Raw genomic sequence first — 25,234 nt, forward strand, 5'->3', positions numbered from 1 at the left:
CATCAGCTTCGCGAGGCCGCCATGCTGCGGACCGGATTAATTTCGGCTGCCGTGCACCTGCTGCTGCGAGCGCGCAACGGCCATCGTGCCGCCGTCCTCCTTGTCCTTTCGGGGGTGCTCTCAGGCGCGTCGACGACTGTCCCCGCGGCTGAAGGGCAGGCGGCCCGGAACGCGCGCCCCGCTGTCGATCGCTACGCCGATTTCATCACGGAGGCCACGGAGCGCTTCGATATTCCCTCCGCCTGGATCCGTAAGGTGATGCGCACAGAAAGCGACGGCGATGCGCGCGCGACGTCGCCCAAGGGCGCCATGGGGCTGATGCAGATCATGCCGCAGACCTGGGCCGAACTGCGCATCCATTACGGCCTCGGCGACGACCCCTACGATCCGCATGACAACATCATGGCCGGCGCGGCGTATCTGCGAGAGCTGTTCGACCGCTACGGCAATCCCGGCTTCCTCGCCGCCTACAATGCAGGTCCTGGCCGCCATGAGGCCTCGCGCAAGGGGCGTGCCCTGTCACCGGAGACGCGCGCTTATGTCGACAAGCTGGTGCCAGAGATCGCGCGCGACGAGGCCGAGCCGTCCGCACTGAAGTGGGCCGCTCCGCCGGCGGTCGAGACGCCGTCCTGGGCTCAAGCACCCCTCTTTGCGGTGCAGCCGTTCCGCGCTTTGGCTGCAGATCCGGCGCCACACGATCGTGCCCAGCCGACGCCCGACGTACGGGATGTCTCAGCGATCGCTCCGCGCGCGGAAGGCCTCTTCGTGGCTCTTGGTGGCTCGGGAGGCGTGCAATGACCACGACCGGGCTCATTCGCACCTCGTCGGGTTTTCTGCCGTTCAAGCGAAGGACGGGGCGGAAGGACTGGGAAACGACCGACCGATTGCCGCCCGTAATCGGCAGGACGGTTCCCTGCCGAAGAGCACACCACCAACAGCTTCGCCGCCCGGTAAAATCTCCCGCGTTACGCAACGCAGGAGGCGGGTGATGGACTTCTTTTGCGGGCTGGATGTGGCCATCGAGGAGACGGCGGTGTGCGTCGTCGATGACCGCGGTGAAGTACATCTGACGGTGAAGGTGGCGACCGAGCCGGAGGCATTGCTGGCGGTGCTGAAGCCCTTCGTTGGGCGGTTGAAGCGTGTCGGCCACGAGGCCGGCTCGCTGTCGCCCTGGCTGCATCCCGAGCTCAAGAGGCTCGGCCTGCCGGCGATCTGCCTGGAGACGCAGCATGTGCGTGCCGCAATGTCGGCCCAGCGCAACAAGACCGACGCAGCGGACGCCCTCGGGATCGCCCACATCATGCGCACCGGCTGGTTCCGCCAGGCTCATGTGAAGACGGAAGGCTGCTACCGGATGCGTCTGCTGCTGACGCATCGACGCAACCTGAAGCGCAAGTTCCTCGATCTCGAGAACGCCATCCGCCACTCGCTGAAGAGTTTCGGGATCAAGCTCGGTGGCACCTCGCGCGGCAAGTTCGACCAGGCCGTGAGGGAGGCCGTGGCCGAAGATCCGCTGTCCAGCGAACTGATGGACGCCATGCTGTCGGCGCGCGCCGCGCTGTGGAAGGAGTATTGCCGGCTGCACGATCTCGTCGTGAAGCTGGTGGCGCAAAGCGAGCTGTGCCGGCGCTTTATGGCGATCCCCGGCGTCGGGCCGGTGACGGCGCTCAGCTTCATGACGGCGATCGACGACCCGTCCCGCTTCCGCCGCTCGCGTGACGTTGCCGCCTATTTCGGGCTGACGTCCAGGCGATGGCAGTCGGGCACATCGATCGACGTGCAGGGGCGCATCTCAAAGGCTGGGGACCCCGATGTGCGCCGCGCGCTCTACGAGGCGGCATCGGGACTGCTGACCCGCTTCAAGGGCAAGGACAAGGTGAAGGCCTGGGGCCAGGAGATCGCCAAGCGCTCCTGCCACCGCAAAGCATGCGTCGCCGTGGCCCGCAAACTCGCCGTCATCATGCACGCCATGTGGAGCGACGGCACCTTCTATCTCGGCGATCCGGCAGCGAGCACTGCCGACGCCGCCCAGCGGGCGCACACCAAGGATCGCAAGCTCCTGGGAGCGTACCGATGAGCAACTTGCTGACACGAGACATGCAGCGCGCCCGCAACTGACGGACGTCATTCTGAACACGGAGATCCGCCCTCGGCGGATGAGGACCGATGCAGACCAGGACCGACGGAACGCACGTTATCTTGCCTGCGGCCGTGCCGATCGGAAGACGGCCGGACCGCGCTCGATTGCCTGTGACGATGCTCCGTCAATCCGATGGAAAAGTGCGCCGCGACGGTTCGAGCGCTGCCGACGTGCAGCCGGAACACCCCGTCGCAGAGCGCGGAGGAGTGCAAGGCGCATCGGAACTTGAAGCCCGCGAGCGGAGGCGTGCCGTGGCGAACAGCATAGTATATTCTCGCATCAGGAAGGATGAGCGACGATGTCCGCAAGAGCAGTGGAAATACGACCGATTAGGAGGGCGAGATAAAAGGGCGCAGGGTGCGCTGCGGTTGGGCGGTTGTTTCTATTGGGAAATTCGCGACCAAACACACATTGCGGCGTTGATCGGCAATGTGTGTCGAACACTCAAGTCGCTGCCACCGCAGAACTTCTCGCACCTTGCGGGGTCGCGCCATGGCCGATGAGCGCGAGTTCCGTGTCCGGCCCGGCCGCATCCGCTCGACCCGAGCGCAGCGAGCCCGCCCCTTCATCGCCCAGGCCCTCGCGGCGGCCCAGAAGGCCGGTGGGCAAATCTCCCGATCCGGCCGGATCTCATCGGGCAGCCGCTCGCACTTCGGCCGAGGCCGGACGGCGAGCATCGTCGCCAACGGCCTGCTCACCGGGCGCTCGCGTATCGTCGTGATCAAGACCCGTGTGGTCCGGCATACGGCGCGGGCAGTGCCGCTCTCGGCTCACCTCAGTTATCTGCGCCGGGAAGGCGTGACCCGGGACGGGGAGAAGGCCCGCCTGTTCGGGCCGAGCGCCGAGGAGGGGGACGGCCGCGCCTTCGCCGAGCGGTGCGCCGACGACAGGCACCATTTCCGCTTCATCGTCTCGCCCGAGGATGCAGCGGACATGGCCGACCTCAGGTCCTTCGCCCGCGACCTCGCGGGGCAAATGGAGAAGGACCTCGGCACGAAGCTGGATTGGATCGGCGTCGACCATTGGAACACGGACAATCCCCACCTGCACATTCTGGTGCGGGGCCGGACCGATGACGGCCAGGACCTCGTCATCTCCCGCGACTACATCAAGGAGGGCATGCGCGCCCGCGCGCAGGATTTGGTCACGCAGGAGCTTGGCCCGCGCGCCGACCTCGACATCCACCGCGCCGCCGAGCGACAGGTGGAGGCGGAGAGGTGGACGCAGCTCGACCGCCAACTGGTCCGGGACCAGCGCGAGACCGGCGTGATCGACGTGGCGCGCGATCGCGATGGTGGGCCGGACGCCTTCCTGCCGATGAAGGTCGCGCGGTTGCGCAAGCTTGAAGCCCTCGGCCTCGCTGACGAGATCGGCCCCGGCCAGTGGGTGATCGACGAGAAGGCCGAGGCGACGCTGCGCGCGTTGGGCGAGCGCGGCGATATCATCAAGCGGATGCACCGGGCGCTCACCACCCAGGGCATCGAGCGCGGCATGGCAAGTTATGTGCTCGCGGGCGAGAGCCTCGATGCTCCCATCATCGGCCGTCTCGTCGATCGTGGTCTCGATGATGAGTTGAAGGGCACAGCCTATGCCGTGGTGGATGGCGTCGACGGGCGCACTCACCACATCCGGCTGCCCGACCTCGATGCGGCCGGCGACGGTGCTCTCGGCTCTATCGTCGAACTCCGGAGGTTTGAGGATGTGCGTGGCCAGCCCCGTGTTGCCCTCGCGGTCCGCTCTGATCTCGACATCGACCGGCAGGTCACGGCATCGGGCGGCACCTGGCTCGACCGGCAGGCGCTCAGCCGCGCGCCCGCATCGCTCTCCGAAGGCGGCTTCGGCGCCGAGGTGCGTGAAGCCTTGGAGCGCCGCGCCGATCATCTAATTCGGGAGGGGCTCGCGGAGCGTCACGGCCAGCGTGTCACCTTCACCCGGGACCTGATCGAGACCTTGCGCCTGCGGGAGGTGGAGGCACTGGGCGAGAAGCTCTCAGCCGAGAGCGGGCAGCCGTTCAACCGATCAGGCGCGGGAGACTATGTTGCGGGCACCTATCGCCAGCGCTTCGTGCTCGCCTCCAGCCGCTTCGCGATGCTCGACGACGGCCTCGGCTTTCAGCTCGTGCCGTGGACACCCTCGCTGGAGAAGCAACTCGGCAAGCACGTCTCCGGTGTCGCCCGTGCCGATGGCGGCATCGACTGGTCCTTCGGCCGCAAGCGCGGCCTTGGCCTCTGACACCGCACATCACCGGAGCGCCGCATGTCCGCGACCAAAATTCTCTGGGGCCAGATCCTCCTCGTCTTCGCCATCGTGCTCGTCACCACCTGGGGCGCTACTCAGTTCGTGGCATGGCGGCTCGGCTTCCAGGACCAGCTCGGCCCGCCCTGGTTCCTGCTGGGACCCTGGCCGGTCTATCCCCCGCCGGCCTTCTTCTGGTGGTGGTATTTCTACGACGCCTATGCGCCGGTCATCTTCACCGAGGGGGCGATCATCGCCGCATCCGGCGGGTTCCTGTCCATCGCCGCCGCCATCGGCCTCTCGGTCTGGCGGGCGCGGGAAGCAAGGCGCGTCGAGACCTATGGCTCCGCCCGCTGGGCCGAGCCCGAGGAGATCCGCGCAGCCGGGCTGCTCGGTCCTGACGGCGTGGTGCTGGGGCGCAATGGCGGGGACTATCTGCGCCATGACGGGCCCGAGCACGTCCTGTGCTTCGCGCCCACCCGATCCGGTAAAGGCGTGGGCCTCGTCGTCCCCTCGCTGCTGACTTGGCCGGGCTCTGCCATCGTCCATGACATCAAGGGCGAGAACTGGCAGCTCACCGCCGGCTTCCGGGCCCGGCACGGGCGTGTGCTCCTGTTCGACCCCACCAACGTGCGCTCGTCAGCCTACAATCCCCTGCTGGAGGTCCGCCGCGGAGAATGGGAGGTCCGCGACGTCCAGAACATCGCCGACATCCTGGTGGATCCCGAGGGCTCGCTGGAAAAGCGCAACCACTGGGAGAAGACCAGCCACGCCCTCCTCGTGGGCGCCATCCTCCATGTGCTCTATGCCGAGCGGGACAAGACCCTGGCCGGTGTCGCGGCCTTCCTCTCTGATCCCCGGCGGCCCATCGAGACGACCCTCGCCGCCATGATGACGACGGCTCACCTCGGAGAGACGGGTCCTCATCCCGTAATCGCCAGCGCCGCCCGCGAGCTCCTCAACAAATCCGAGAACGAACGGTCCGGCGTGCTTTCCACCGCCATGTCCTTCCTCGGGCTCTACCGAGATCCCGTGGTGGCCGAGGTGACCCGGTGCTGCGACTGGCGCATCACCGACTTGGTGACGGGTACCCGCCCGACCAGCCTCTACCTCGTCGTGCCGCCCTCGGACATCAACCGGACTAAGCCGCTCATCCGGCTGATCCTCAACCAGGTAGGGCGTCGCCTCACCGAGGACCTGCAGGCGAAGGCCGGCCGGCATCGGCTTCTCCTCATGCTGGACGAGTTCCCGGCGCTCGGGCGGCTCGACTTCTTCGAGAGCGCCCTCGCCTTCATGGCGGGCTATGGGCTCAAGAGCTTCCTGATCGCCCAGTCCCTGAACCAGATCGAGAAGGCATACGGGCCGAACAACTCCATCCTCGACAACTGCCATGTGCGGGTGAGCTTCGCCACCAATGACGAACGCACCGCCAAGCGCGTGTCCGATGCCCTCGGCACCGCCACCGAGATGAAGGCCATGAAGAACTATGCCGGCCACCGGCTCTCCCCCTGGCTCGGCCATCTCATGGTCTCGCGCTCGGAGACGGCCCGTCCGCTCCTCACGCCGGGCGAGGTGATGCAGCTTCCGCCTGCGGACGAGATCGTCATGGTCGCTGGCACACCGCCGATCCGGGCAAAGAAGGCCCGCTACTACGAGGATGAGCGGTTCAGGGAACGCGTGATGCACCCGCCGGAGCTTCTAGCCCCGCGCGATCGCCAGCCCGACGACTGGACAGTGCTCCCGTTGCCGGTGCCGTCACAGCTCAGTCTGCTGGTCGAGGAGACCGATGATGAGGACACCACGGGTTCGGAGCAGCGGCGCCAACCGGAGCTGGCGCGGGTGGAGACCCTGGAGGCGCCTGCGCAACCCCGCAACGAGTTCGAGATCGATCCGGTCGATGAGACGGACGACGACGTGGCCCGGACCAGTCGCATGACCCGTCTCATGCAGGGCGTCGCGCGTCAGGTCTCACTCGATCCCAACGACGGCTTGGAGCTGTGACGGCGATGGCCCCACGCAAGAAGAAGGCGCAGATCTCGGTCTATCTGGATCCGACGACGATGGGGCTTCTAGCCGATTATGCCGCGCGGAGGGATCAACCTCAGTCCTTGATCGCGGAGGCTGCCATTGCGTCCTTCCTTTCTCCAGACGCTGCCGAGCAACGGGAAGCTACCATCGCCAAGCGGCTCGATCAGCTGGACCGACGGATGACCCGGCTGGAGCGCGATCTCAGCATCTCGGTCGAGACGCTGGCCGTGTTCGTGAGGTTTTGGTTGGCCACCACGCCAGCTTTGCCGGAACCAGCCGCGCAGGCAGCACGTGCAAAGGCAGCGGAGCGCTATGAGGCGTTCGTCGCGGCGCTGGGGCGGCGGCTCGCGAAGGGGCCGTGGCTGGCGCAGGAGATCGCCGAGGACGGCGATGCTGCCAAAGCCTGAGAAAGGGGCTCTCGCGCCAATTTCGGACACGAGGCCCGTGCCAGGAAGCCGACTTTCGCACCACGGCGGTCAAGCAGAACCAGGGTTCTGGGCGATCTCCCGCACGAAGTCGAGAAACGCTCGGACCTTTGCCGGCGGGAGCTGGCGCGAGGGGTGGTAAGCGTAGAGCGGATAAAGCTCCTCCGACCACTCCGGTAGTAACTGCACGAGGTCACCCGCTGACAGAAAGGGCGCGAGGCCCACGGCGAGGCTCTGGAAAATCCCCAGGCCCGCCAGGCAGGCGGAGACCGCGACCGATGGATCGTCCAGCACCAAACGGCTCGAGACCTTGACCTGGACGAGCTCGCCGTCGCGGTGGAACTCCCAGGGAAAGGGTAGGCCGGTCTGTGGATCGCGAAACAGCAGCCCCTCGTGATGGACAAGGTCATGCGGCGAGCGCGGCTCCCCGTGCCGCTCCAGATAGGTGGGTGCGGCCACCGTCACCACACGGGTGTCCAACAGCTTACGGGTGATGAGGGATGACGCATCAGGCGGACCGAAACGCACCGCCACGTCGAAGCCCGCCATCATCTCCTCGCGGTAATTGCTGGTGGAAAAATCCACAGACAGCAGCGGGTAGCGCTGCAGAAACTCCTGTAGACGCGAGGCGAGCACCATTCGTGCGAACCACGGGTCCACCGACACGCGCAGCCGCCCACGCACCACAGCCGCTGCGCCGGCGGCCTCGGACGCGGCCTCCTCGAGGCCGGCGAGCAGCGGCATCACCTGCGCATGGAAGCGTCGCCCCTCTTCCGTCAGGCAGACCTCGCGCGGGTTGCGATCGAACAGCCGCACGCCCACCCGCGCCTCCAGCCGCGCGACAGCCCGGCTCACGCCAGAAGGCGTCAGGCCCAGCATCTCGGCGGCGCGCGCAAAATTGCCCGCTTCGGTGACGGCAGCCATCACGCCCACGCCCGTCAGTAGTCGCGTATCGAACACCATGCCCCGCACGCTCCGCTTCCTGCACCGAAGTGATTTTTAGTCAATATAGCACTGATACTAATGCGCAGGAATCACGCCACGGCACCACATACAACCATCTCCATAACGGAACGCGCGGCGGAATGAGGCGCTGCTCGCCTGAGCCCGAGCGATCCCATAAGTTTCACGGAGAACCACCATGTATGCCATCACCGGAATCACCGGCAAGGTCGGCGGCGCGCTGGCGCGCAGCCTGCTCGCCGATCATCTGCCCGTTCGCGCCGTGCTGCGCGACGTGGCCAAGGCGGCCGAGTGGCGCGCCAGAGGGTGCGAGGCCGCCATCGCCGAGATGGACGATGCGGCAAGCCTTGCCGCCGCCTTCACGGACGCCGAGGGCGTCTTCATCCTGCCGCCGTCGGAATTCGACCCGGAGCCCGGCTTCCCTGAAGCCCGCCGCGTCATCGACGCCGTGACGGAGGCGCTCATCCTGGCCCGCCCGGCCAAGGTCGTGTGCCTGTCCACCATCGGCGCCGACGCGCCCCATGAAAACCTGCTCACCCAGCGCACACTGCTGGAAAAGGCGGTGGGGGGCCTCGGCCTGCCGGTCACCTTCCTGCGGCCGGGCTGGTTCATGGAGAATGCGCAATGGGATGTTCCTGCGGCCCGCGACGAAGGTGTGCTGCGCAGCTTCCTGCAGCCCGCCGACAAGCCGTTCCCCATGATCGCGACGCAGGATGTCGGCTGCACTGCCGCCGCGCTGCTGCGCGAAGACTGGAGCGGAACGCGGATCGTCGAGCTGGAAGGTCCCGCCCGCGTTTCGCCGAACGACATCGCCCGCGCCTTTGCCGCCGCGCTGGGGCACCCGGTGTCGATGGAGATCGTGCTGCGCGAGACCTGGAAGGACATTTTCCGGGCGCAGGGCGCGCGCAACCCGCAGCCGCGCATCCGCATGATCGACGGCTTCAACGAAGGCTGGATCGATTTTGCTAACGAGGGCCGCGCGGCGCGCAAGGGGACTACCACAGTCGAGATCGTCATCGCCGACCTGGTGAAGGCCAGTGGCGGCTAGGCCGCGGCGTGAGCCGGCATCTCCATATGCCAGATAAGGAAAAGATCATGGAAACCGTCACTGCTCAAAGCGTCGCGATCCCGCGTCTCGGCTTCGGCACGTTCCGCATGCCCGGCGCCGATGCCCAGCCCGTCGTCGAAAGCGCGCTCGCGCTCGGCTACCGGCATATCGACACGGCGGCGATGTATGAGAACGAGGCCGCCGTCGGCGCCGCCATCGCGGCCTCCGGCGTGGCGCGCGACGAATTGTTCGTCACCACCAAGGTCTGGCACGACCAGCTTGCGCCCGATGCGCTCCATCGCGCCTTCGACATTAGCCTGCGCAAGCTCGGCCTCGATCATGTGGACCTCTACATGATCCACTGGCCTGCGCGGGACATGGACATGGCGGCGACGCTGGAGGCGCTGATGTCGCTGCGCGAGCGCGGCCTGACGCGGGCGATGGGCGTATGCAATTTCAACCTGCCGATGCTTCGCCGCGCCCTGGAAGAAATCGACGCGCCGATCGCGAGCGTCCAGCTCGAGTATCACTCGTTCCTGTCGCAGGCGCCGATGCTTGCCTATCTGCGGGAGAAGGGTATTCCGCTGACCGCCTATGCGCCGCTCGCGCAGGGACGGGCGGCGAACGATCCGACGCTTGCCGCGCTCGGCGCCAAGCATGGTTGTAGCGCCGCGCAAATGGCCATCGCCTGGCTGCTGGACCAGCCGGGCATCGCGGTGATCCCCAAGGCCGCCCGTCCCGAGAGCCAGCGGGCCAATCTCGATGCGCTCGCGATCCGGCTCGACAACGAGGATCGCACCGCCATCGCCGCGCTCCCGAAGGACCAGCGCTTCGTGCGCCCGCCCTTCGCGCCGGATTGGGACGCGGCGGCGTAGGCAATCTATGGACGGGGTGCGCCACTTGCGGACGTTTGGTCGTTGCCGGGAAGCGGGCATTCGCGATTGCCCCCTCTTAATGCGAGGCCGTGGTGCTGAGCGGGGGTAGGAACGGCTTGCCTACTGGTCTCTCTCCGGATAGCTGACCAGCGCTGCGTGTGAAGCGAATATGCGCGGAGTCGAGTTATCTGGAAGGATGCAGACGTGGCCGTCAGCCTTAAATTGCAAAAGATGCTTTGGCGGAGAATCGGTGGTCGCTACTATGAATGGCGAGCGCTCAGTGAAACCCTTTCACCCAGTATTCCGCTGCTCAGGATGGGAGGGCCTTCCAGAGCTGACGCGGCCATGGGACAACGATGGAGATTCAGAGCCTCAACCTCTGGGTTTGGCCTCAGGGTGATAGGCGGTTGCTTTGCTCGATGATGGTGACTTAACTCAGTTCCTGAGCGCCTTCGAAGCCAGGCATTTGCCCGGCGTTGACCCTAGGCCGCCCGCTGAGGTCTTGCTGAGCGAGGATGGCCTGTTTGCTACCGAGTTCGGTCGTCTCGTAAGCTCCCTACAAATCGCCGCTGTTCTCGGAGACGCCCCTCCACTGGCGGCCGCTGCAGCGAGGCTCATACTCAACGCTATAGAAGCACAGCGATTTGCACCCTTGGCTGAACACAATGCTTGGTCTCAGGCGATAGCCTGGGCAGTGACACAGCCAGCGCTTCGCAATCCGGATGCTCTAGCTTCTTTATCGTTTCGAGATCGCGAAACCATCGTTGGGGATGCCTGCCTACGCCTGCGAAAGCGCGGCTTCAAAATTAACGTCGGCGCCTATGGGCCACGAATAGACGGAAACTCCCGCCGAGAGATTGTCAGAATCGTCGAAGGATATATGGGTCTCCTGGGTGGATTTGAAACCGCTAATCAAATCCTTCGCGCTATGCGGGACGCCAATAATCTTCACGACGGAATGTGGCTGTTTGGAGAGGTCGGGCTGGGCATTTACGACGCCAAGCAGCCGATGATCCCGGTCGGCTGGTTGATGTCTCTAGCTCTGCGAATCATAGAAAAGAAAGGAAATGCAAGAAAACCTGCGGTCGCATGGGCTACGCTCATCGAGCTGGCGACGGACTTCGCCGCTGTCCACGATTGCCAGCGATACAGTTCATTCGAGGATATGGACCTTCATCCCAGTCAGCTTCACCGCACGCTGGCTGCCTCGACGTTATGGCGAGAGTTCTTCACGCTGCCACAAATGCCAGCGCAGGCCATGCGCAAGGTGCTGGATGCGCTGGTCGGGGTGCTGACCGAGGACGATGCACATCGCCTGGGCTTCAAGCCTTCCGCACTGGTGAGCGAGATAACGAAGCTTTGTGAGTGGTCGGCGGAAGACGGTATAACCACCTTTCCCCGCCCGGATGTCGAACGGGCACTTCCTCTGCTCAACCGGCTGACCAAAGGTCCCTCTGAGCGGGTAGACAGCGGCTACAGCGATCCGCTCGCTGTCGATGGGCGCACTCAAGATAGCGTTCTGTTTTTTGCGTGCGGGCCAAATCGTGCAATGACGCTGCCCCGCTCATTTCTGGCGGAAGCGGCGTGCGAGTTTGTGTTCGGCCTTGTCTGGTCGAAGCTGGGCTCACGAGCCGCCGATGTAGTTGGGCTGACCATGGAGCGGGCGATAGAGACCGCGTGCTGCGGCAAGGCACCCACGGTGCTCGCAAGTCAGGCATACGCCGTTAGGGGGCAGCGCTACGAATTCGATGCCGCAACACGGCATGAGGACCGCATCGTTCTGATCGAAACAAAGGGGAAGATGCTGACCCGGCAGTCGCGCTCCGGTGACATGTTCTCCTTCTTTCGCGATTACAGCGACAGCTTCCTTCGCATGCTGAGCCAACTCGTCCGCCACGAGATAAATCTCCGGGCGGGCGACACACCGCTGACTTCGCCAGGCGAAGCGGTCGACGATCTTAGGCCGGTCAAAGTCGCCGTATCGCCGCTGAGCTATGGGCCTGCAAGTGACAAAGCGCTGTCGAATACTGTTATTCGCTCGCTGGTCGGCGCGAAGCTGTCGGTGGTGACGCCGGATCGAGAGAATGAACGGATCATCGCCGCGTTCAACAAGAGGACCGCCTCGCTCCTCGACGACATAGTCCAGGTGGCGCCGAAAAAGGACGGGCTTGCCGAGCTGTTCCCGTACCTCATCGACGTGTTCTGGCTGGACCTCGGCCAGCTACTGTACGTTCTGGACCGGGCCGACACCGTCTGGGATGCGTTTCGGCCACTCAAGCACATCACCTTCAGCTCCCGTGATTTCTGGACCGAGCTGGCTCATGCCGAACGCGGCGGGCTGACCGCCGGCAAATGGCGACCGGTTAAGTGACCCCGCATCAGCGAGCGAACGCTGATCGGCTTGGCGAGGCCTTCTCAACGACTTCCATGGGGATCCCCAAGCTTGATAGAGGCAGTCGTGGTTGACCATGGAGATCGTTTTCTGCCTGGACCCATCGTCGGGGGGAAGGCGGCTTCAGACCTACGGATGCAGGCCCGGCACGATTTCCCCGTCTTCCTTCGTAAACGTGCCGATCGCCGGATTCAGTAGGATCGCGAGCACGGCTTCCGCAGGACGACACAGGCGCATACCCTTTTGCGTCACCACGACCGGGCGGATCGGGAATTTCCCGCGACGTGGAGGGGTAAAAAGAATTCTCGTGAGCCCGGCTCGCCTCGGATGCTACGCTTGCCCTTGGAGGGGTCTAGATTGAAAGCCATTGTCTATGACCAAGTGAAAGACGTCGATATCGCGCCCTTTGCGGCGCTCATTGGCGAAGACATCATCAGCTTCATTCTGGAGAACGCACCACGCAAAGTTGCGACACGTGTCTGCAAAGCGATTGAACATTTCGCCGGTGCCGAGAAACTTACCGGGATCGATGAGGAAATGGGGGTCATCCGGCTCATCGCCGGAGAGGAGGAACTGGTCGTCGCAATCTTCGAGTGGCTCAAGCTGAACGATAAGATTTTTCCCGAGCACAAGGACTTTGTCGGGAAATTCAAAAACCACGTCGTGAAGCTCGCCTTTTATCCCGTTCTTCGCCAGTTCCGGTTCGTTATCGGCGACATGTTGACCGACGGTATTACGCTCGACGGGTTGGAAGACGTCCTGAGCTTTTCAGTGAAGCCGGTCGTCGAGGGAAAGCAGATCAGGCTCGCACTCTGTAAGGAAAACGGCGAAGAGCTCATACGAACCGACCCCTTCGCCATCGATATTTCCCATGGCGAGTTGCGCGGCCAGGATACCGTTCCAGTCATCATGAAACACATGATCGGAATCGTCGCGGAGCAGCTCGGCCTCACACTCAAGCAGTACGTTCTGGCACGCGCCGAATTCCGCAATCACATGCTCTATGCCACGGACGGCGGTTCGGTCTCCCTGGGTGACGATTACGGTGATCTGTGCGCGCAATTCGCCGAAACCTATCATGATCTCCTCTGGGCGCTCGCCGTTGCGATGGGCGGAAAGCCGCCGAGCAAGCAATGGGGGATCGCGAGCCAGTTCATTGCCGTTTACCGCCTCGCGCTGATCGAGGCGGGGGTACTTCGCGCTGATAACACCGTGGTCGAGCAGGTGAGCGATGGCTGAGAACCCAAGCGCCGAACAGCTAACGGCGATCGTCGCCTCTCTCGGGAAAACGCTGCGCCTTCCAAACCACGCCTCCGCACAGCGTCTCGCAGCTAACATCGTGGAGCGCGGATGGGCGTCGTTCGCCGATATCGAGGATATCTTTTACGCCACCGATGTCCGCCTGGACGACCTGCGTCACGATGTCGATGTGCGCGCCTGGTGCACGATATTCGACGTCCCTCTGGTCGCCGTCTATCCGCGGCCGCGCGCCAAGCAGGCAACTTTCATCAGTTCCGAGTCGGTTCGTGCCGCGGACGTTACTGAGCTGCTGATCCAGCTCGAGCGCGTGGGTTATGCGGTGGACCCGATGCCATATGTCGAGCTGCTTGAGCCCCGGCTGCGTACCCAAGACCACGTCACGCGCGCCGAACTTTCCGTGCTGCGCTACAAGAAGGAGCGCCAGAGAACGGTGGCGCTGACGCTGTCGTTGAACTGGCCCTGGCCGGATACGGAAAGCATCCAGAAGCGAACGCTGGCGACCGGCTACAAGCTGGAAGCATGGTTTGATGGCAACGACCAACCAATCCATCTGACGGTCAGGGCGCCGAAGTATCGCCGGAGGCCCGAGCCAGTCAAAACCGTCTGCGCAGTGTGCGGTGTGGAATGGTATCGCGGCGATCCGGATTCCAGCGCGGCTCACCGGAGCGCGCACAAGCAGCGACTAGGCTACCTGGAGCCGGCGCCTGTCCCGCAATTCGTTGCCGCTCTGGCGGAAGATAGGGATGCCGCCGAACTCGTCTCCCATTCATCCGCGCGGTGGAAGCACAAGGAAATCTACCAGCGCGCTTTGGCCTTCCAGCGCGAATTTCGGTACGATTTTGTTCAATGGCTGAGCCCGAAAGGAGACAAGGACCCGAACGTGCACGGGTTTTTGTTCGCGGGCCCGGGCGACGTGATTGCGGGCGCATGCGCCTTTCGGTTGCGGGAGCACGAGGGCCGGACATGGTGGGGCCTTCAGTGGGTGTGGGTCGCCCCGAAATTCCGCTGCAGCGGATTGCTGTCCAGCAGGTGGCCGATGTTCCGGGAGAAGTTCGGGAGCTTTGTCGTCGAAAGCCCGCTTTCGAAAGCCATGCAGGGCTTTCTCGCAAAGCACGACGACATTGTCCTTGCAGCGGAGGACTGAAGCCGTCTCCCGCGTTGCATGGCAGCAGTGTGTGGTAACTCTTGCTAGGAGAGTGGTTGGAAATGACCGAAGCGGCACGCCCGCGCCTTACCCGCGCAGAGATCGACGAGATATGGCGGCGCCAGGAAGCGCGCAAAGCGGAATGGCGTGAGGAGCTTCGCAGGTGCGTCGCCGAAAGCCCTGCGCCGTTACCGCCTGATCTACGGCAGGAGCTTGTTCTGCTCTTCAACAGCGATATGCGCGACATCCTGCGCAGCCACACGGGCTATCCATTGGCCGGAAAGCGAGACTCCTATCGCTCAAGCCTTGCCATCATGCGGCGAAGCCTTCGCTGTCTGCTGGACATGATTGCACGCTTCGAGGCGGAAGCGCTGGCGGAAGACTCGAACCTTATGGGTGCGCAGGGCGAGGAGCGCCTTGGCGAGATAGTGCTGGATGTCCAGAAAGAGCTGTTCACCTGCACGAATGCGGCCGTATCGCTTGTCGACCACGCTAGGCGCGTTTCAGAAGCCATCTCCTTTCCGGATTACAACCGCAAGCGCGTGGAATGCTTTGGAACCGACGGGCTTCATGAATTTGTGGTGTCGCTCAGGGTGCTTCTCCATCACCTGCGTATCGTCGACGCAGGATGGAACCTGACTGCGGACTATCGCAACGGCGACAAGACTGCTTCGTTCGTCCTCAGCAAAGAAACCTTGACGCGCATCAGCAGCGAAACCGACAAGCTATCGAGCAAGGCCAAAGCCTATCTCGCGGCGCAGCCGTCATCGATCGATCTGCGCAACATGTTCGCCGACTACGCCGCGCGCGCAGATAGCTTCAATGACTGGCTCACATTCGAACTTCAATCCGAGCGCATCGTCGCGTTGCGCGACTACGACAGCATCATCGCGGAGAAAGTGCTGCGAGACAGGCGTATGATGTACCATGCCATGCTCGGAAACTGGCTGAACTGGAAACGGCCGCCCGATCCGCACAACCATCTGGACCGCTATCTGAACTCGGAGCAGCTCGAAGCCGTCTACAGGCTGCGGCGGAATTCGCGCGAGCAGGTCGATCTCGTTATCAGCTACGCTGATCGGGAAGGCGTGGTGGATGAGCATCTTCGTGAGAGGATTTGCGAACTTTTCCGGCGCTCTGAAAATCATCCGGATGGCGATGCGGATTCTGGAGCGTAGGCGATGGCACAAGCTAGTGTGCTCTTGCGCGTTGAGAAGAAGGGTTCGGGCTTCACCCGAAAGCAGACCTTCCCACTGTCCGAGAAGGGTCAACTCCGGTAGCTGCGGCCAAGTGCCGAGGAGGAGCACCACGCCGATTTCAGGCAATCGCACGCCACGCTGCGATGCTCGCGTTCCGTTGTTGAATCTCCCCCAATTCCCCCTTCTTTAATCATCCCCGTCCGGGAAGCCTTGCTGTTCTCCCGGCCAAGGCGGGGATGATATGGCGGGTTCAGCTTACAGTTCGCAGGGTCTGACGCGTGGCGTGCGCATGCTGCGCACCGCCCTTGGCCCGGTGATCTCCCGCCTTCTCGATGACCCAACCGTCGTCGAGGTCATGCTCAACCCGGATGGATGCCTCTGGGTCGACCGCCTGTCCAACGGGCTCGGCACCACCGGTGAGCGACTGGCCCCGGTGACGGCGAGCGCATCATCCGCCTCGTCGCGCACCATATCGGCGCCGAGGTCCATGCCGGTGCCCCGCGGCTCTCCGCCGAGCTTCCCGGAACGGGAGAGCGCTTCGAAGGCCTGCTCCCACCTGTCGTCGCGGCTCCGACCTTCGCCATCCGCAAGCCCGCCATCGCGGTATTCACGCTCGACGACTACGTCACCGCAGGCATCATGTCGGCGCCGCAGGCCGAGGCCCTGCGCCAAGGCGTGGCCTCCCGGGCCAACATCCTGGTGGCCGGCGGAACCTCCACCGGCAAGACCACCCTCACCAATGCCCTCCTCGCGGAGGTGGCCAAGACATCCGAGCGCGTCATCCTGATCGAGGATACGCGCGAGCTCCAGTGCGCCGCGCCCAATCTGGTGGCGTTGCGCACGAAGGACGGCGTCGCCTCGCTGTCAGACCTGGTGCGCTCCTCGCTCCGGCTGCGTCCCGACCGCATCCCCATCGGAGAGGTGCGCGGCCCAGAGGCTCTGGATCTCCTGAAGGCGTGGGGGACGGGCCATCCCGGTGGCATCGGCACCATCCATGCTGGAACCGCCATGGGCGCCCTGCGCCGGCTGGAGCAACTCATCCAGGAAGCCGTCGTCACCGTCCCGCGCGCTTTGATCGCCGAGACCATCGATCTCATCGCTGTGCTCTCGGGCCGTGGGGCTGCACGCCGGCTGACCGAGCTCACCCGCGTCGAAGGGCTCGGCCCTGACGGTGATTACCGCATCTCCCCCCTCATCCCTCCTTGTCAAGAAGGAACCTCCCCGTGAAGCCGAGCTGTGTTTCCCCCTATCGCCGCCTGATGGTCACCGTCGCAGGGGCTCTTGCCCTCGCCTGCGCGGTCTCCGCCGCCCATGCTTCCGGCTCCTCCATGCCCTGGGAGACGCCGCTGCAGTCGATCCTGGAGTCCATCCAGGGGCCCGTCGCCAAGATCATCGCGGTGATCATCATCATCTCCACCGGCCTCGCGCTCGCCTTCGGCGATACCTCGGGTGGGTTCCGGCGACTGATCCAGATCGTGTTCGGACTCTCCATCGCCTTCGCCGCTTCGAGCTTCTTCCTCTCCTTCTTCTCCTTCAGTGGCGGAGCGCTGGTCTGATGGCGGGCGATGTCGGAGAGGTGCCAGGCTTCTCCGTGCCGGTCCACCGGGCGCTCAGTGAGCCGATCCTGCTTGGCGGCGCGCCGCGGGCCCTCGCCATCTTCAACGGCACGCTCGCCGGCGCCGTCGGGCTGGGGCTGAGGCTCTGGCTCGTGGGCCTCGGCCTCTGGGCGATCGGTCACCTCGCCGCCGTCTGGGCCGCCAAGCGCGATCCGCTCTTCGTCGACGTGGTGCGCCGGCATCTGCGCTTCCCGACTTATTTCTCGGCCTGAGCGGGGCACGCCATGATGAACCTCGCCGAGTATCGCCGACACGGGAGCCGGCTCGCGGACTACCTGCCGTGGGCGGCCCTGGTCGGCCCAGGCCTTGTCCTCAACAAGGACGGCAGCTTCCAGAGGACCGCACGGTTCCGCGGGCCGGACCTGGATTCCGCCGTGCCCGCCGAACTGGTTGCCGTGGCGGGTCGCCTCAACAGCGCCTTCCGCCGCCTCGGCTCCGGCTGGGCACTGTACGTGGAGGCCCAGCGGCACGAGGCGGGCGCCTATCCGGAGAGCGCCTTCCCCGATCCGGCCTCCGCATTGGTCGATGCCGAACGTAAGGCGGGCTTCGCCGAGGCCGGCAGCCATTTCGAGTCGAGCTATTTCCTCACCTTCACCTGGCTCCCACCAGCGGAGGATGCCGCGCGAGCGGAGAGCTGGCTCTATGAGGGGCGTGGGCGCGAGGGTGTCGATCCACACGAAGCATTGGGTGGCTTCGTCGATCGGACAGACCGGGTGCTCCGGCTGGTCGAAGCCTTCATGCCGGAGTGCCGTTGGCTCGATGACGCCGAGACCCTGACCTATCTCCACGGCTGCGTTTCAACCCGGCGCCAGCGGGTCCGTGTCCCCGAGACACCCATGTATCTCGACGCGCTCCTCGCCGACCAGCCGCTCACTGGCGGGCTGGAGCCCATGTTGGGCGACCAGCACCTGCGCGTCCTCACCGTCGTGGGCTTTCCCACGGCGACGACGCCGGGAATCCTCGACGATCTCAATCGGCTGGCCTTCCCCTATCGCTGGTCGACCCGGGCCCTCCTCCTCGATAAGACAGACGCGACCCGGCTGCTCACGAGAATCCGCAGGCAGTGGTTCGCCAAGCGCAAATCCATCGCCGCCATCCTCAAGGAGGTGATGACCAACGAAGTTTCGGTGCTGGTGGATTCGGATGCCGCCAACAAGGCGGAGGATGCCGATTTCGCCCTCCAGGAGCTCGGCGCCGACCATGCCGGCATCGCCTATGTCACCGCCACGGTAACGGTCTGGGATGCTGATCCCCGTATCGCGGACGAGAAGCTCAGGCTGGTCGAGAAGGTGATCCAGGGCCGGGACTTCACGGCCATGATCGAGACCATCAACGCCGTGGACGCATGGCTCGGCAGCCTTCCGGGCAATGTCTATGCGAATGTCCGCCAGCCGCCCGTCTCCACCCTCAACCTCGCACACATGATCCCGCTCTCCGCCGTCTGGGCCGGAGACGAGCAGGACGCGCATCTTGCGGCGCCGCCGCTGTTGTATGGCAAGACGGAAGGCTCGACCCCGTTCCGCTTCTCGCTCCATGTGGGAGACGTGGGCCATACGCTGGTAGTGGGACCGACCGGTGCCGGCAAGTCGGTCCTGCTGGCGCTCATGGCCCTGCAGTTCCGGCGCTATGCCGGATCCCAGGTGTTCGCCTTCGACTTCGGCGGCAGCATCCGAGCGGCGGCCCTCGCCATGGGTGGCGACTGGCACGATCTCGGTGGAAGCCTCGCGGAGGATAGCACCGCGCTCCAGCCGCTCGCCCGCGTCGATGAGCTTTCTGAGCGCAGCTGGGCGGCGGACTGGATCGTGGCGATCCTCACCCGGGAAGGCATCTCGATCACCCCGGAGGTGAAGGAACATATCTGGTCGGCGCTTTCGTCGCTCGCTTCCGCGCCCGTTGAAGAGCGCACGCTGACCGGCCTCGCCGTCCTGCTCCAATCCAATGCGCTGAAGCAGGCGCTGCGGCCCTATTGCATCGGTGGCGCCCAAGGCCGGCTGCTCGATGCCGAGGCGGAGCATCTGGGGCAGGCGTCCGTCCAGGCCTTCGAGACCGAGGGGCTGATCGGCACCAGCGCCGCGCCGGCTGTCCTCTCCTATCTCTTCCACCGCATTGAGGACCGCCTCGACGGGTCTCCCACCCTCCTCATCATCGACGAGGGATGGCTCGCCCTCGATGATCCGGGCTTCGCCGGCCAGCTCAGGGAATGGCTGAAGACCCTGCGCAAGAAGAACGCCAGCGTGGTGTTCGCCACCCAGTCCCTCTCGGACATTGACGGCTCGGCCATCGCCCCCGCCATCATCGAGAGCTGTCAGACCCGGCTGCTTCTCCCCAACGAGCGGGCCATCGAGCCCCAGATCACCGCCATCTACCGCCGCTTCGGCCTCAACGACCGGCAGATCGAGATCCTCGCACGGGCCACCCCGAAGCGGGACTATTACTGCCAGTCCCGGCGCGGCAACCGCTTGTTCGAGCTCGGGCTCTCGCAGGTGGCGCTCGCCTTGTGCGCCGCCGGGTCCAAGACCGATCAGGCGGCGCTCTCGCAGATCCTCGCCGAGCATGGGCGCGATGGTTTCCTCGCCGCCTGGCTGCGGCATCGCGGCCTCGGCTGGGCGGCCGACCTCATCCCCACCCTCGACCTTCTGGAGACACGCCAATGATCCGCCGTTCGTTGCGGGCGGCGCTCGTCGCCGCGCCGCTCCTCACGTGTCCGCTCGTGCCGGCCGCGGCACAGGCCGTGGTCTTTGACCCCTCCAACTATACTCAGAACCTCCTCCAGGCAGCACGGGCGCTGCAGCAGGTCACCAACCAGATCACTTCGCTACAGAACGAAGCGCAGATGCTGATCAACCAGGCCCGCAACCTCGCGAGCCTGCCATATTCCTCTCTCAGCGCGCTCCAGCAATCCGCCCAACGCACCCAGCAACTGCTCGGGCAGGCCCAGAAGATCGCCTATGACGTCACCGCCATCGATCGGGCGTTCCAAGGCCAGTACGGCTCGGTCTCCCTGAGCGCGTCGGACGCCGCCCTTGTCACCCAGGCCAGGAGCCGCTGGGAGACCACGGTCGCCGGCCTCCAGGATGCGCTGCGGGTGCAGGCGGGCGTCGTCGGCAATCTCGACAGCGGCCGCTCGCAGGCCTCGACGCTGGTCGGGCAGAGTCAGGCGGCGACCGGCGCTCTGCAGGCCATGCAGGCGGGGAACCAGCTCCAGGCGCTCCAGGCGCAGCAGCTCTCCGACCTCACCGCCGTGGTCGCCGCCAACGGCCGGGCGCAGGCGCTGTCCGAAGCCGAGCGCGCGACGGCGGTGTCTGAGGGCCAGGAGCACTACCGGCGCTTCTCGACCCCGTCGAGCTACCAGCCCTCCGCCGTCACCATGTTCCGCGGGAATTGAGGTGCGGCCATGGATCAGGGCACCGTGCTCAGAACCCTTGTTGTCGCCGGGCTAGTCGGGTCGGTGATCGCGGCTCTTGCCATGGCCTCCGGCCTGCAGGTGGAGCCGGTCGTCGCAACCAGTGTGCCGGCAGGAACCATCTCATCAGCCGATCTCAAGAACTGCGCCAAGCTGGAGACCGCAGATCAGATCGATCCGCGCTGCGCCGCGCTGTGGGAGGCGAACCGCCGCCGCTTCTTCGGCAGGCCCGTGGACGGAGCTGCGCCATGAACGACGTGGGCGTCATCGACACCTTCCTCAACACCTTCACCAGCTACATCGATTCCGCCTTCGGCCTGATCAAGGGCGAGGTGACGGGCCTCTCATCCATCCTGATCGCCCTCGACATCACGCTCGCCGGCCTGTTCTGGGCCTGGGGGGCGGATGAGGACGTCATGCGCCGGCTGGTGAGGAAGACGCTGGCCATCGGCTTCTTCGCCTGGATCGTCGGCAACTTCAACGCGCTCGCGAAGATCGTATTCGAGAGCTTCGCCGGGCTCGGCCTCAAGGCCGGCGGCTCCTCCATCAGCACGGCGGAATTCCTCCGTCCCGGGCGGCTCGCGGAAGTGGGTCTCACCGCCGGCCAGCCGCTGCTCGATGCCGCGAGCCAGCTCACCGGACCCGTGGCGCTCTTCGTCAATGCCGTCCAGATCACGGTGCTGCTGATCTCCTGGCTCCTGATCCTGATCGCCTTCTTCATCCTGGCGGTGCAGCTCTTCGTCACCCTCATCGAGTTCAAGCTGACGACGCTCGCCGGCTTCGTCCTCATCCCCTTCGCCTTCTTCGGCAAGACCGCCTTCCTCGCCGAGAGGGTGCTCGGCAACATCGTCGCCTCCGGTGTGAAGGTGATGGTCCTCGCCGTCATCGTCGGGATTGGCTCCGGGCTGTTCTCTCAATTCACCACCTCCTACGGCGATGCCCAGCCGACCATCAGCCAGGCCCTGTCGGCGGTGCTGGCGGCGCTCGCGCTGCTTGGTCTCGGCATTTTCGGACCGGGGATCGCCACCGGCCTGATCACCGGCGCGCCGCAACTCGGAGCCGGCGCCGCCGTGGGGACTGGGCTTGCCGCAGGAGGTGTGGCGCTCGCGGGCGCCGGCGCCGCTGGACTCGCGGCGCGAGGGGCAGGTGCCGCGCTCTCCGGAACGGCCGCGGCGGCCCGTGCTGGCGCGAGCCTCACCGGGGGTGCCGCATCCGCCTACAGCGCGGGAGCTGCCGGCCAATCCGGGCTATCCGGCGTCGCGGGTGGGCTTGGTGGTGTCGCGCGCGCCGGAGCCACTGCCGCAGCCTCTCCATTGCGCGGTTCAGCCGCCGCGCCGCCGGCCTCCGGAGCCAACGCCACCTCGTCGAGCGCCCCGGCTTCCGGTGATGTTCCCGAGTGGGCCCAGCGCATGCGCCGCTCCCAGCAGATGGCCCACGGCATCCAGACCGCGACCCATGCGGTCCGGTCCGGCGACAGCCATGGCGGCGGCTCCTCCATCTCCCTCTCCGAAAGCGATCGCTCATGACGCCTTTTAAGCGACCCTCGGTTCATTACGGCCGCTCGCCCGAGCCTGAGACGCCCTATCAGCGCGCAGCCCAGGTCTGGGATGACCGCATCGGCTCGGCCCGCGTGCAGGCGAAGAACTGGCGTCTCATGGCCTTCGGCTGCCTGGCGCTGGCGGCCGGCCTCTCCGGGGCCCTGGTGTGGCAGGCCCTGAGCGGCTCAGTGGTCCCCTGGGTCGTCCAGGTGGACAAGCTGGGGCAGGCGCAGGCGGTTGCACCCGCCACCTCGGACTATCGACCCTCCGATCCCCAGATCGCCTTCCACCTCACCCGCTTCATCGAGGAGGTGCGCAGCATCTCCGCCGATCCTGTCATCGTGCGTCAGAACTGGCTTAGGGCCTATGCCTATACGACGCAGGCCGGAGCAGTCGCCCTCAACGACTATGCCCGGGCTAACGATCCCTTCGCCCGGGTCGGCAAGCAACAGGTCGCGGTGGAGGTCTCGAGCGTGATCCGCGCCTCGCCGGACTCCTTCCGCATTGCCTGGACCGAGCGCTGCTACCAGGACGGCAGCCTCGCCGACACTGTCCGCTGGAGCGCCATCCTCACCGTCGGGGTGCAGGCGCCGCGGGACGCCGAGCGCCTCCGGGCCAATCCGCTTGGGATCTACGTCAACGCCATCAACTGGTCGAAGGAACTCGCACAATGACGACGGCCATCCGCAATTCCGGGAGGCCGGCTTTCCGGGGCCTCTCCTTTCTGGCTTTCCGTAAGTCCGGCTTGCCGCTTCTCCTCATTTGCACTTCCGCGCTCGCCGGCTGTGCCACCTTCGAGAAGCCGCCGGAGATCGAATATGACGATGCGCCGCCCGCCGTCTTCAAGGCCGAGCCGCCGGGGCCGGTGCGCATCGTCGAGCTGCCGAAGCCTTTGCCGCTGCCGGGCCAGCTGAAGCCGGTGGGAAAGGATGGCAAGGCGGAGCCCGAAGCCGCTGACCCTGCCTCCCGGGTCAATCAGGCCAATGCCGCCGCCCGGGTCCAGCCGGTGCGCAATGGCTTCATCAACTCCATGCAGGTCTATCCCTTCGTGGAGGGCGCCCTCTATCAGGTCTATGCCGCGCCCGGCCAGGTCACCGACATCGCCCTGCAGCCCGGCGAGCAACTGGTGGGCACGGGGCCCGTGGCGGCCGGCGACACCGTGCGCTGGATCATCGGTGATACGGAGAGCGGAGCAGGGGGCGGGAAGCAGGTCCACATCCTAGTCAAGCCCACGCGATCGGACCTCGTCACCAACCTCGTCATCAACACCAATCTGCGCACCTATCACATGGAGCTGCGGTCCACCGAGAAGACCTACATGGCCTCGGTCTCCTGGCAGTATCCCCAGGACCAGCTTATCGCCCTGAGGCGCCAGAATGCCGAGGCGGCAGTCATGCAACCCGTCGCCGCCGGCATCGACCTGACCAAAGTGAACTTCCGCTACGAGGTCACCGGTGACCGGGCGCCGTGGCGACCGCTACGGGCGTTCGACGATGGCCAGCAGGTGTTCATCGAGTTTCCCCGCGGGATCGCCCAGGGCGAGATGCCGCCGCTGTTCGTGGTCGGCCCCCAGGGCGACACCTCCGAGCTCGTGAACTATCGCGTGCGTGGCAGCTACATGATCGTCGACCGCCTCTTCGCCGCAGCCGAGCTGCGCTTTGGCGCCGACAAGGACCAGAAGCGCGTGCGCATCTCCCGTACCGATGGGAGGCCGGTCCTATGAGCGTCAATGAAACCGGGAGGGAGAGAGGGCCGGAACGCACCAGCACTGACGGAGCCCGCCCGCTGACAGGGGAAGCTGTTGCGGCCATGCGGCTGCGGCCGGAGCCCCCACGGGTGACCCGCCTGTCCCGAAAAGTGCTGGCCGGGCTGGGGCTGGTCGCGGGCCTCGGGATCGGCGGGGCGCTGATCTACGCCCTTCAGACGCGCAAGGACCATGGCCGAGGACAGGAACTCTACGCCACCGATGTCAAGGCGACGCCGGACGGACTCGCCGGCTTGCCGAAGGACTACACTGGCATCCCCAAGCTCGGGCCGCCTCTGCCCGGCGACCTCGGTCGGCCGATCCTCAATGCCCAGGCCACAGCGCAGCCACCGATCCCCGCGATGGCAGGCATGCCCAATCCTGCTCTGAGCCCGGAGGAGCAGCGCCAGCAGCAGGAGACCGAGGCCGCCCGGATCGGGCGGCTTTTTGCCCAGACCAACACGCGGCCGGCGAGCCCCGTCGTGGCGCAACAGGTGAGCGCAGCGTCGGTTACAACGGCGGCATCTGTCCCGGATCTGACTTCCGTTGGTCTTACGCCGCAGGCGGTGACACAAACGCCCCAGGAGCGGCAGACGGCCTTCCTCAACCAGGCGGTCGACCGACGCACCGTGTCCCTCGACCGCGTGGCGGCTCCAGCCTCGGCCAACATCCTGCAGGCCGGCGCCGTCATCCCTGCAGCGCTGATCACCGGCATCCGCTCCGATCTGCCGGGACAGATCACCGCCCAGGTCACCGAGAATGTCCATGACAGCCCGACCGGCCGGATCCTCTTGATCCCTCAGGGCACCCGCATCGTCGGCCAATATGACAACGGCGTCGGCTTCGGCCAGCGCCGGGTGCTCCTGGTTTGGAACCGCCTTATCTTCCCCAATGGCCGCTCCATCGTGCTGGAACGCCTGCCGGGTGCCGATGCCGGGGGTTACGCCGGCCTCGAGGACGGGGTCGACTATCACTGGGGCGAGTTGTTCAAGGCCGCGGTGCTGTCCACAATCCTCAGCGTCGGGGCGAGCGCAGGGACATCCGACAGCGACAGCGACCTCGCCAGCGCCCTGCGGGAGGGCGCCTCCGACAGCATCAGCCAGACCGGCCGCCAGATCGTCCAGCGCCAGCTCAACATCGCCCCGACGCTGACCATCCGGCCTGGATACCCGGTGCGGGTCATCGTTTCGCGGGATCTCGTTCTAGAACGTTATGGAGGCTGAC

The 25,234-nt window shown here is 65.5% G+C and carries 21 protein-coding genes and 1 pseudogene; 21 read left to right on the forward strand and 1 reads right to left on the reverse strand.

Translation table 11 applies throughout. From position 1 onward, the window contains the following. The first annotated feature begins 21 nt into the window (after window positions 1-21). The 5 genes from EZH22_RS01515 (at window position 22) to EZH22_RS01535 (ending at window position 6,810) form a co-directional block, all read left to right on the forward strand. Window positions 22-798 (forward strand): lytic transglycosylase domain-containing protein, encoded by a 777-nt coding sequence (locus EZH22_RS01515; RefSeq protein ID WP_203194064.1) that lies wholly within the window; start codon window positions 22-24, stop codon window positions 796-798. 190 nt (window positions 799-988) lie between these two features. Continuing rightward, on the forward strand, window positions 989-2,077 hold the full coding sequence (locus EZH22_RS01520; protein ID WP_203195835.1) for an IS110 family RNA-guided transposase: 1,089 nt from the start codon (window positions 989-991) through the stop codon (window positions 2,075-2,077). A 555-nt stretch (window positions 2,078-2,632) separates the two neighbouring features. Further along, the gene (locus tag EZH22_RS01525; RefSeq protein ID WP_203194065.1) at window positions 2,633-4,372 is read left to right on the forward strand and encodes a relaxase/mobilization nuclease domain-containing protein; all 1,740 of its coding nucleotides are present in this window, start codon (window positions 2,633-2,635) and stop codon (window positions 4,370-4,372) included. 24 nt (window positions 4,373-4,396) lie between these two features. Further along, window positions 4,397-6,376: a conjugal transfer protein TraG gene (locus tag EZH22_RS01530; protein WP_203194066.1), complete on the forward strand. Its 1,980-nt coding sequence runs from the start codon at window positions 4,397-4,399 to the stop codon at window positions 6,374-6,376. Between the two features lie 5 nt (window positions 6,377-6,381). After that, entirely contained in the window at window positions 6,382-6,810 is a 429-nt protein-coding gene (locus EZH22_RS01535; protein WP_203194067.1) for a CopG family transcriptional regulator, read from the forward strand. A 69-nt stretch (window positions 6,811-6,879) separates the two neighbouring features. Here the strand turns inward: EZH22_RS01535 and EZH22_RS01540 are convergent, their stop codons facing one another. Continuing rightward, window positions 6,880-7,791 (reverse strand): LysR family transcriptional regulator, encoded by a 912-nt coding sequence (locus EZH22_RS01540; RefSeq protein ID WP_203194068.1) that lies wholly within the window; start codon window positions 7,789-7,791, stop codon window positions 6,880-6,882. 178 nt (window positions 7,792-7,969) lie between these two features. Here EZH22_RS01540 and EZH22_RS01545 point away from each other — a divergent pair, with 178 nt between their 5' ends. The 16 genes and pseudogenes from EZH22_RS01545 to EZH22_RS01620 all read left to right on the forward strand — a co-directional run bounded on the left by EZH22_RS01545 (window position 7,970) and on the right by EZH22_RS01620 (window position 25,233). Further along, a complete protein-coding gene (locus EZH22_RS01545) occupies window positions 7,970-8,839 on the forward strand; it encodes an NmrA family NAD(P)-binding protein (RefSeq protein WP_203194069.1) in 870 nt (289 codons plus the stop codon). 47 nt (window positions 8,840-8,886) lie between these two features. Continuing rightward, window positions 8,887-9,714, forward strand: coding sequence for an aldo/keto reductase (locus EZH22_RS01550; protein ID WP_203194070.1), 828 nt, complete (start codon window positions 8,887-8,889; stop codon window positions 9,712-9,714). 412 nt (window positions 9,715-10,126) lie between these two features. Continuing rightward, on the forward strand, window positions 10,127-12,085 hold the full coding sequence (locus EZH22_RS01555; RefSeq protein ID WP_203194071.1) for a hypothetical protein: 1,959 nt from the start codon (window positions 10,127-10,129) through the stop codon (window positions 12,083-12,085). A 378-nt stretch (window positions 12,086-12,463) separates the two neighbouring features. Beyond that, window positions 12,464-13,345, forward strand: coding sequence for a hypothetical protein (locus tag EZH22_RS01560; protein WP_203194072.1), 882 nt, complete (start codon window positions 12,464-12,466; stop codon window positions 13,343-13,345). Then, window positions 13,338-14,510 carry a hypothetical protein gene (locus tag EZH22_RS01565; protein WP_203194073.1) on the forward strand — a complete coding sequence of 391 codons (1,173 nt, stop codon included), beginning with the start codon at window positions 13,338-13,340 and terminating at the stop codon, window positions 14,508-14,510. The genes EZH22_RS01560 and EZH22_RS01565 overlap by 8 nt, the downstream gene beginning before the upstream one ends. A 62-nt stretch (window positions 14,511-14,572) precedes the next feature. After that, a complete protein-coding gene (locus EZH22_RS01570) occupies window positions 14,573-15,688 on the forward strand; it encodes a hypothetical protein (protein WP_203194074.1) in 1,116 nt (371 codons plus the stop codon). 262 nt (window positions 15,689-15,950) lie between these two features. Then, window positions 15,951-16,936 (forward strand): annotated as a pseudogene (gene trbB / locus EZH22_RS01575) (P-type conjugative transfer ATPase TrbB). Window positions 16,937-16,968: 32 nt separating this feature from the next. Then, window positions 16,969-17,265, forward strand: a complete 297-nt coding sequence (locus EZH22_RS01580; protein ID WP_203196326.1) for a TrbC/VirB2 family protein — start codon at window positions 16,969-16,971, stop codon at window positions 17,263-17,265. Continuing rightward, window positions 17,265-17,537 carry a VirB3 family type IV secretion system protein gene (locus EZH22_RS01585; RefSeq protein WP_203194075.1) on the forward strand — a complete coding sequence of 91 codons (273 nt, stop codon included), beginning with the start codon at window positions 17,265-17,267 and terminating at the stop codon, window positions 17,535-17,537. The genes EZH22_RS01580 and EZH22_RS01585 overlap by 1 nt, the downstream gene beginning before the upstream one ends. 12 nt (window positions 17,538-17,549) lie before the next feature. Continuing rightward, complete coding sequence (gene trbE / locus EZH22_RS01590; RefSeq protein WP_203194076.1) at window positions 17,550-19,979, forward strand: conjugal transfer protein TrbE; 2,430 nt, start codon at window positions 17,550-17,552, stop codon at window positions 19,977-19,979. Beyond that, window positions 19,976-20,710, forward strand: coding sequence for a P-type conjugative transfer protein TrbJ (trbJ, locus tag EZH22_RS01595; protein WP_203194077.1), 735 nt, complete (start codon window positions 19,976-19,978; stop codon window positions 20,708-20,710). The genes trbE and trbJ overlap by 4 nt, the downstream gene beginning before the upstream one ends. 9 nt (window positions 20,711-20,719) lie before the next feature. After that, window positions 20,720-20,980: a putative entry exclusion protein TrbK-alt gene (gene trbK-alt, locus EZH22_RS01600; RefSeq protein WP_203194078.1), complete on the forward strand. Its 261-nt coding sequence runs from the start codon at window positions 20,720-20,722 to the stop codon at window positions 20,978-20,980. Continuing rightward, the gene (trbL, locus tag EZH22_RS01605) at window positions 20,977-22,254 is read left to right on the forward strand and encodes a P-type conjugative transfer protein TrbL (protein WP_203194079.1); all 1,278 of its coding nucleotides are present in this window, start codon (window positions 20,977-20,979) and stop codon (window positions 22,252-22,254) included. Before trbK-alt ends, trbL begins: the two co-directional genes overlap by 4 nt. Next, entirely contained in the window at window positions 22,251-22,940 is a 690-nt protein-coding gene (gene trbF, locus EZH22_RS01610) for a conjugal transfer protein TrbF (RefSeq protein WP_203194080.1), read from the forward strand. The genes trbL and trbF overlap by 4 nt, the downstream gene beginning before the upstream one ends. Next, window positions 22,937-23,989 carry a P-type conjugative transfer protein TrbG gene (trbG, locus tag EZH22_RS01615; protein WP_203194081.1) on the forward strand — a complete coding sequence of 351 codons (1,053 nt, stop codon included), beginning with the start codon at window positions 22,937-22,939 and terminating at the stop codon, window positions 23,987-23,989. Before trbF ends, trbG begins: the two co-directional genes overlap by 4 nt. Beyond that, window positions 23,986-25,233 carry a TrbI/VirB10 family protein gene (locus tag EZH22_RS01620; protein WP_203194082.1) on the forward strand — a complete coding sequence of 416 codons (1,248 nt, stop codon included), beginning with the start codon at window positions 23,986-23,988 and terminating at the stop codon, window positions 25,231-25,233. The genes trbG and EZH22_RS01620 overlap by 4 nt, the downstream gene beginning before the upstream one ends. Window position 25,234: the final 1 nt, after the last annotated feature.

Source organism: Xanthobacter dioxanivorans (assembly GCF_016807805.1).
Lineage (GTDB): Bacteria > Pseudomonadota > Alphaproteobacteria > Rhizobiales > Xanthobacteraceae > Xanthobacter > Xanthobacter dioxanivorans.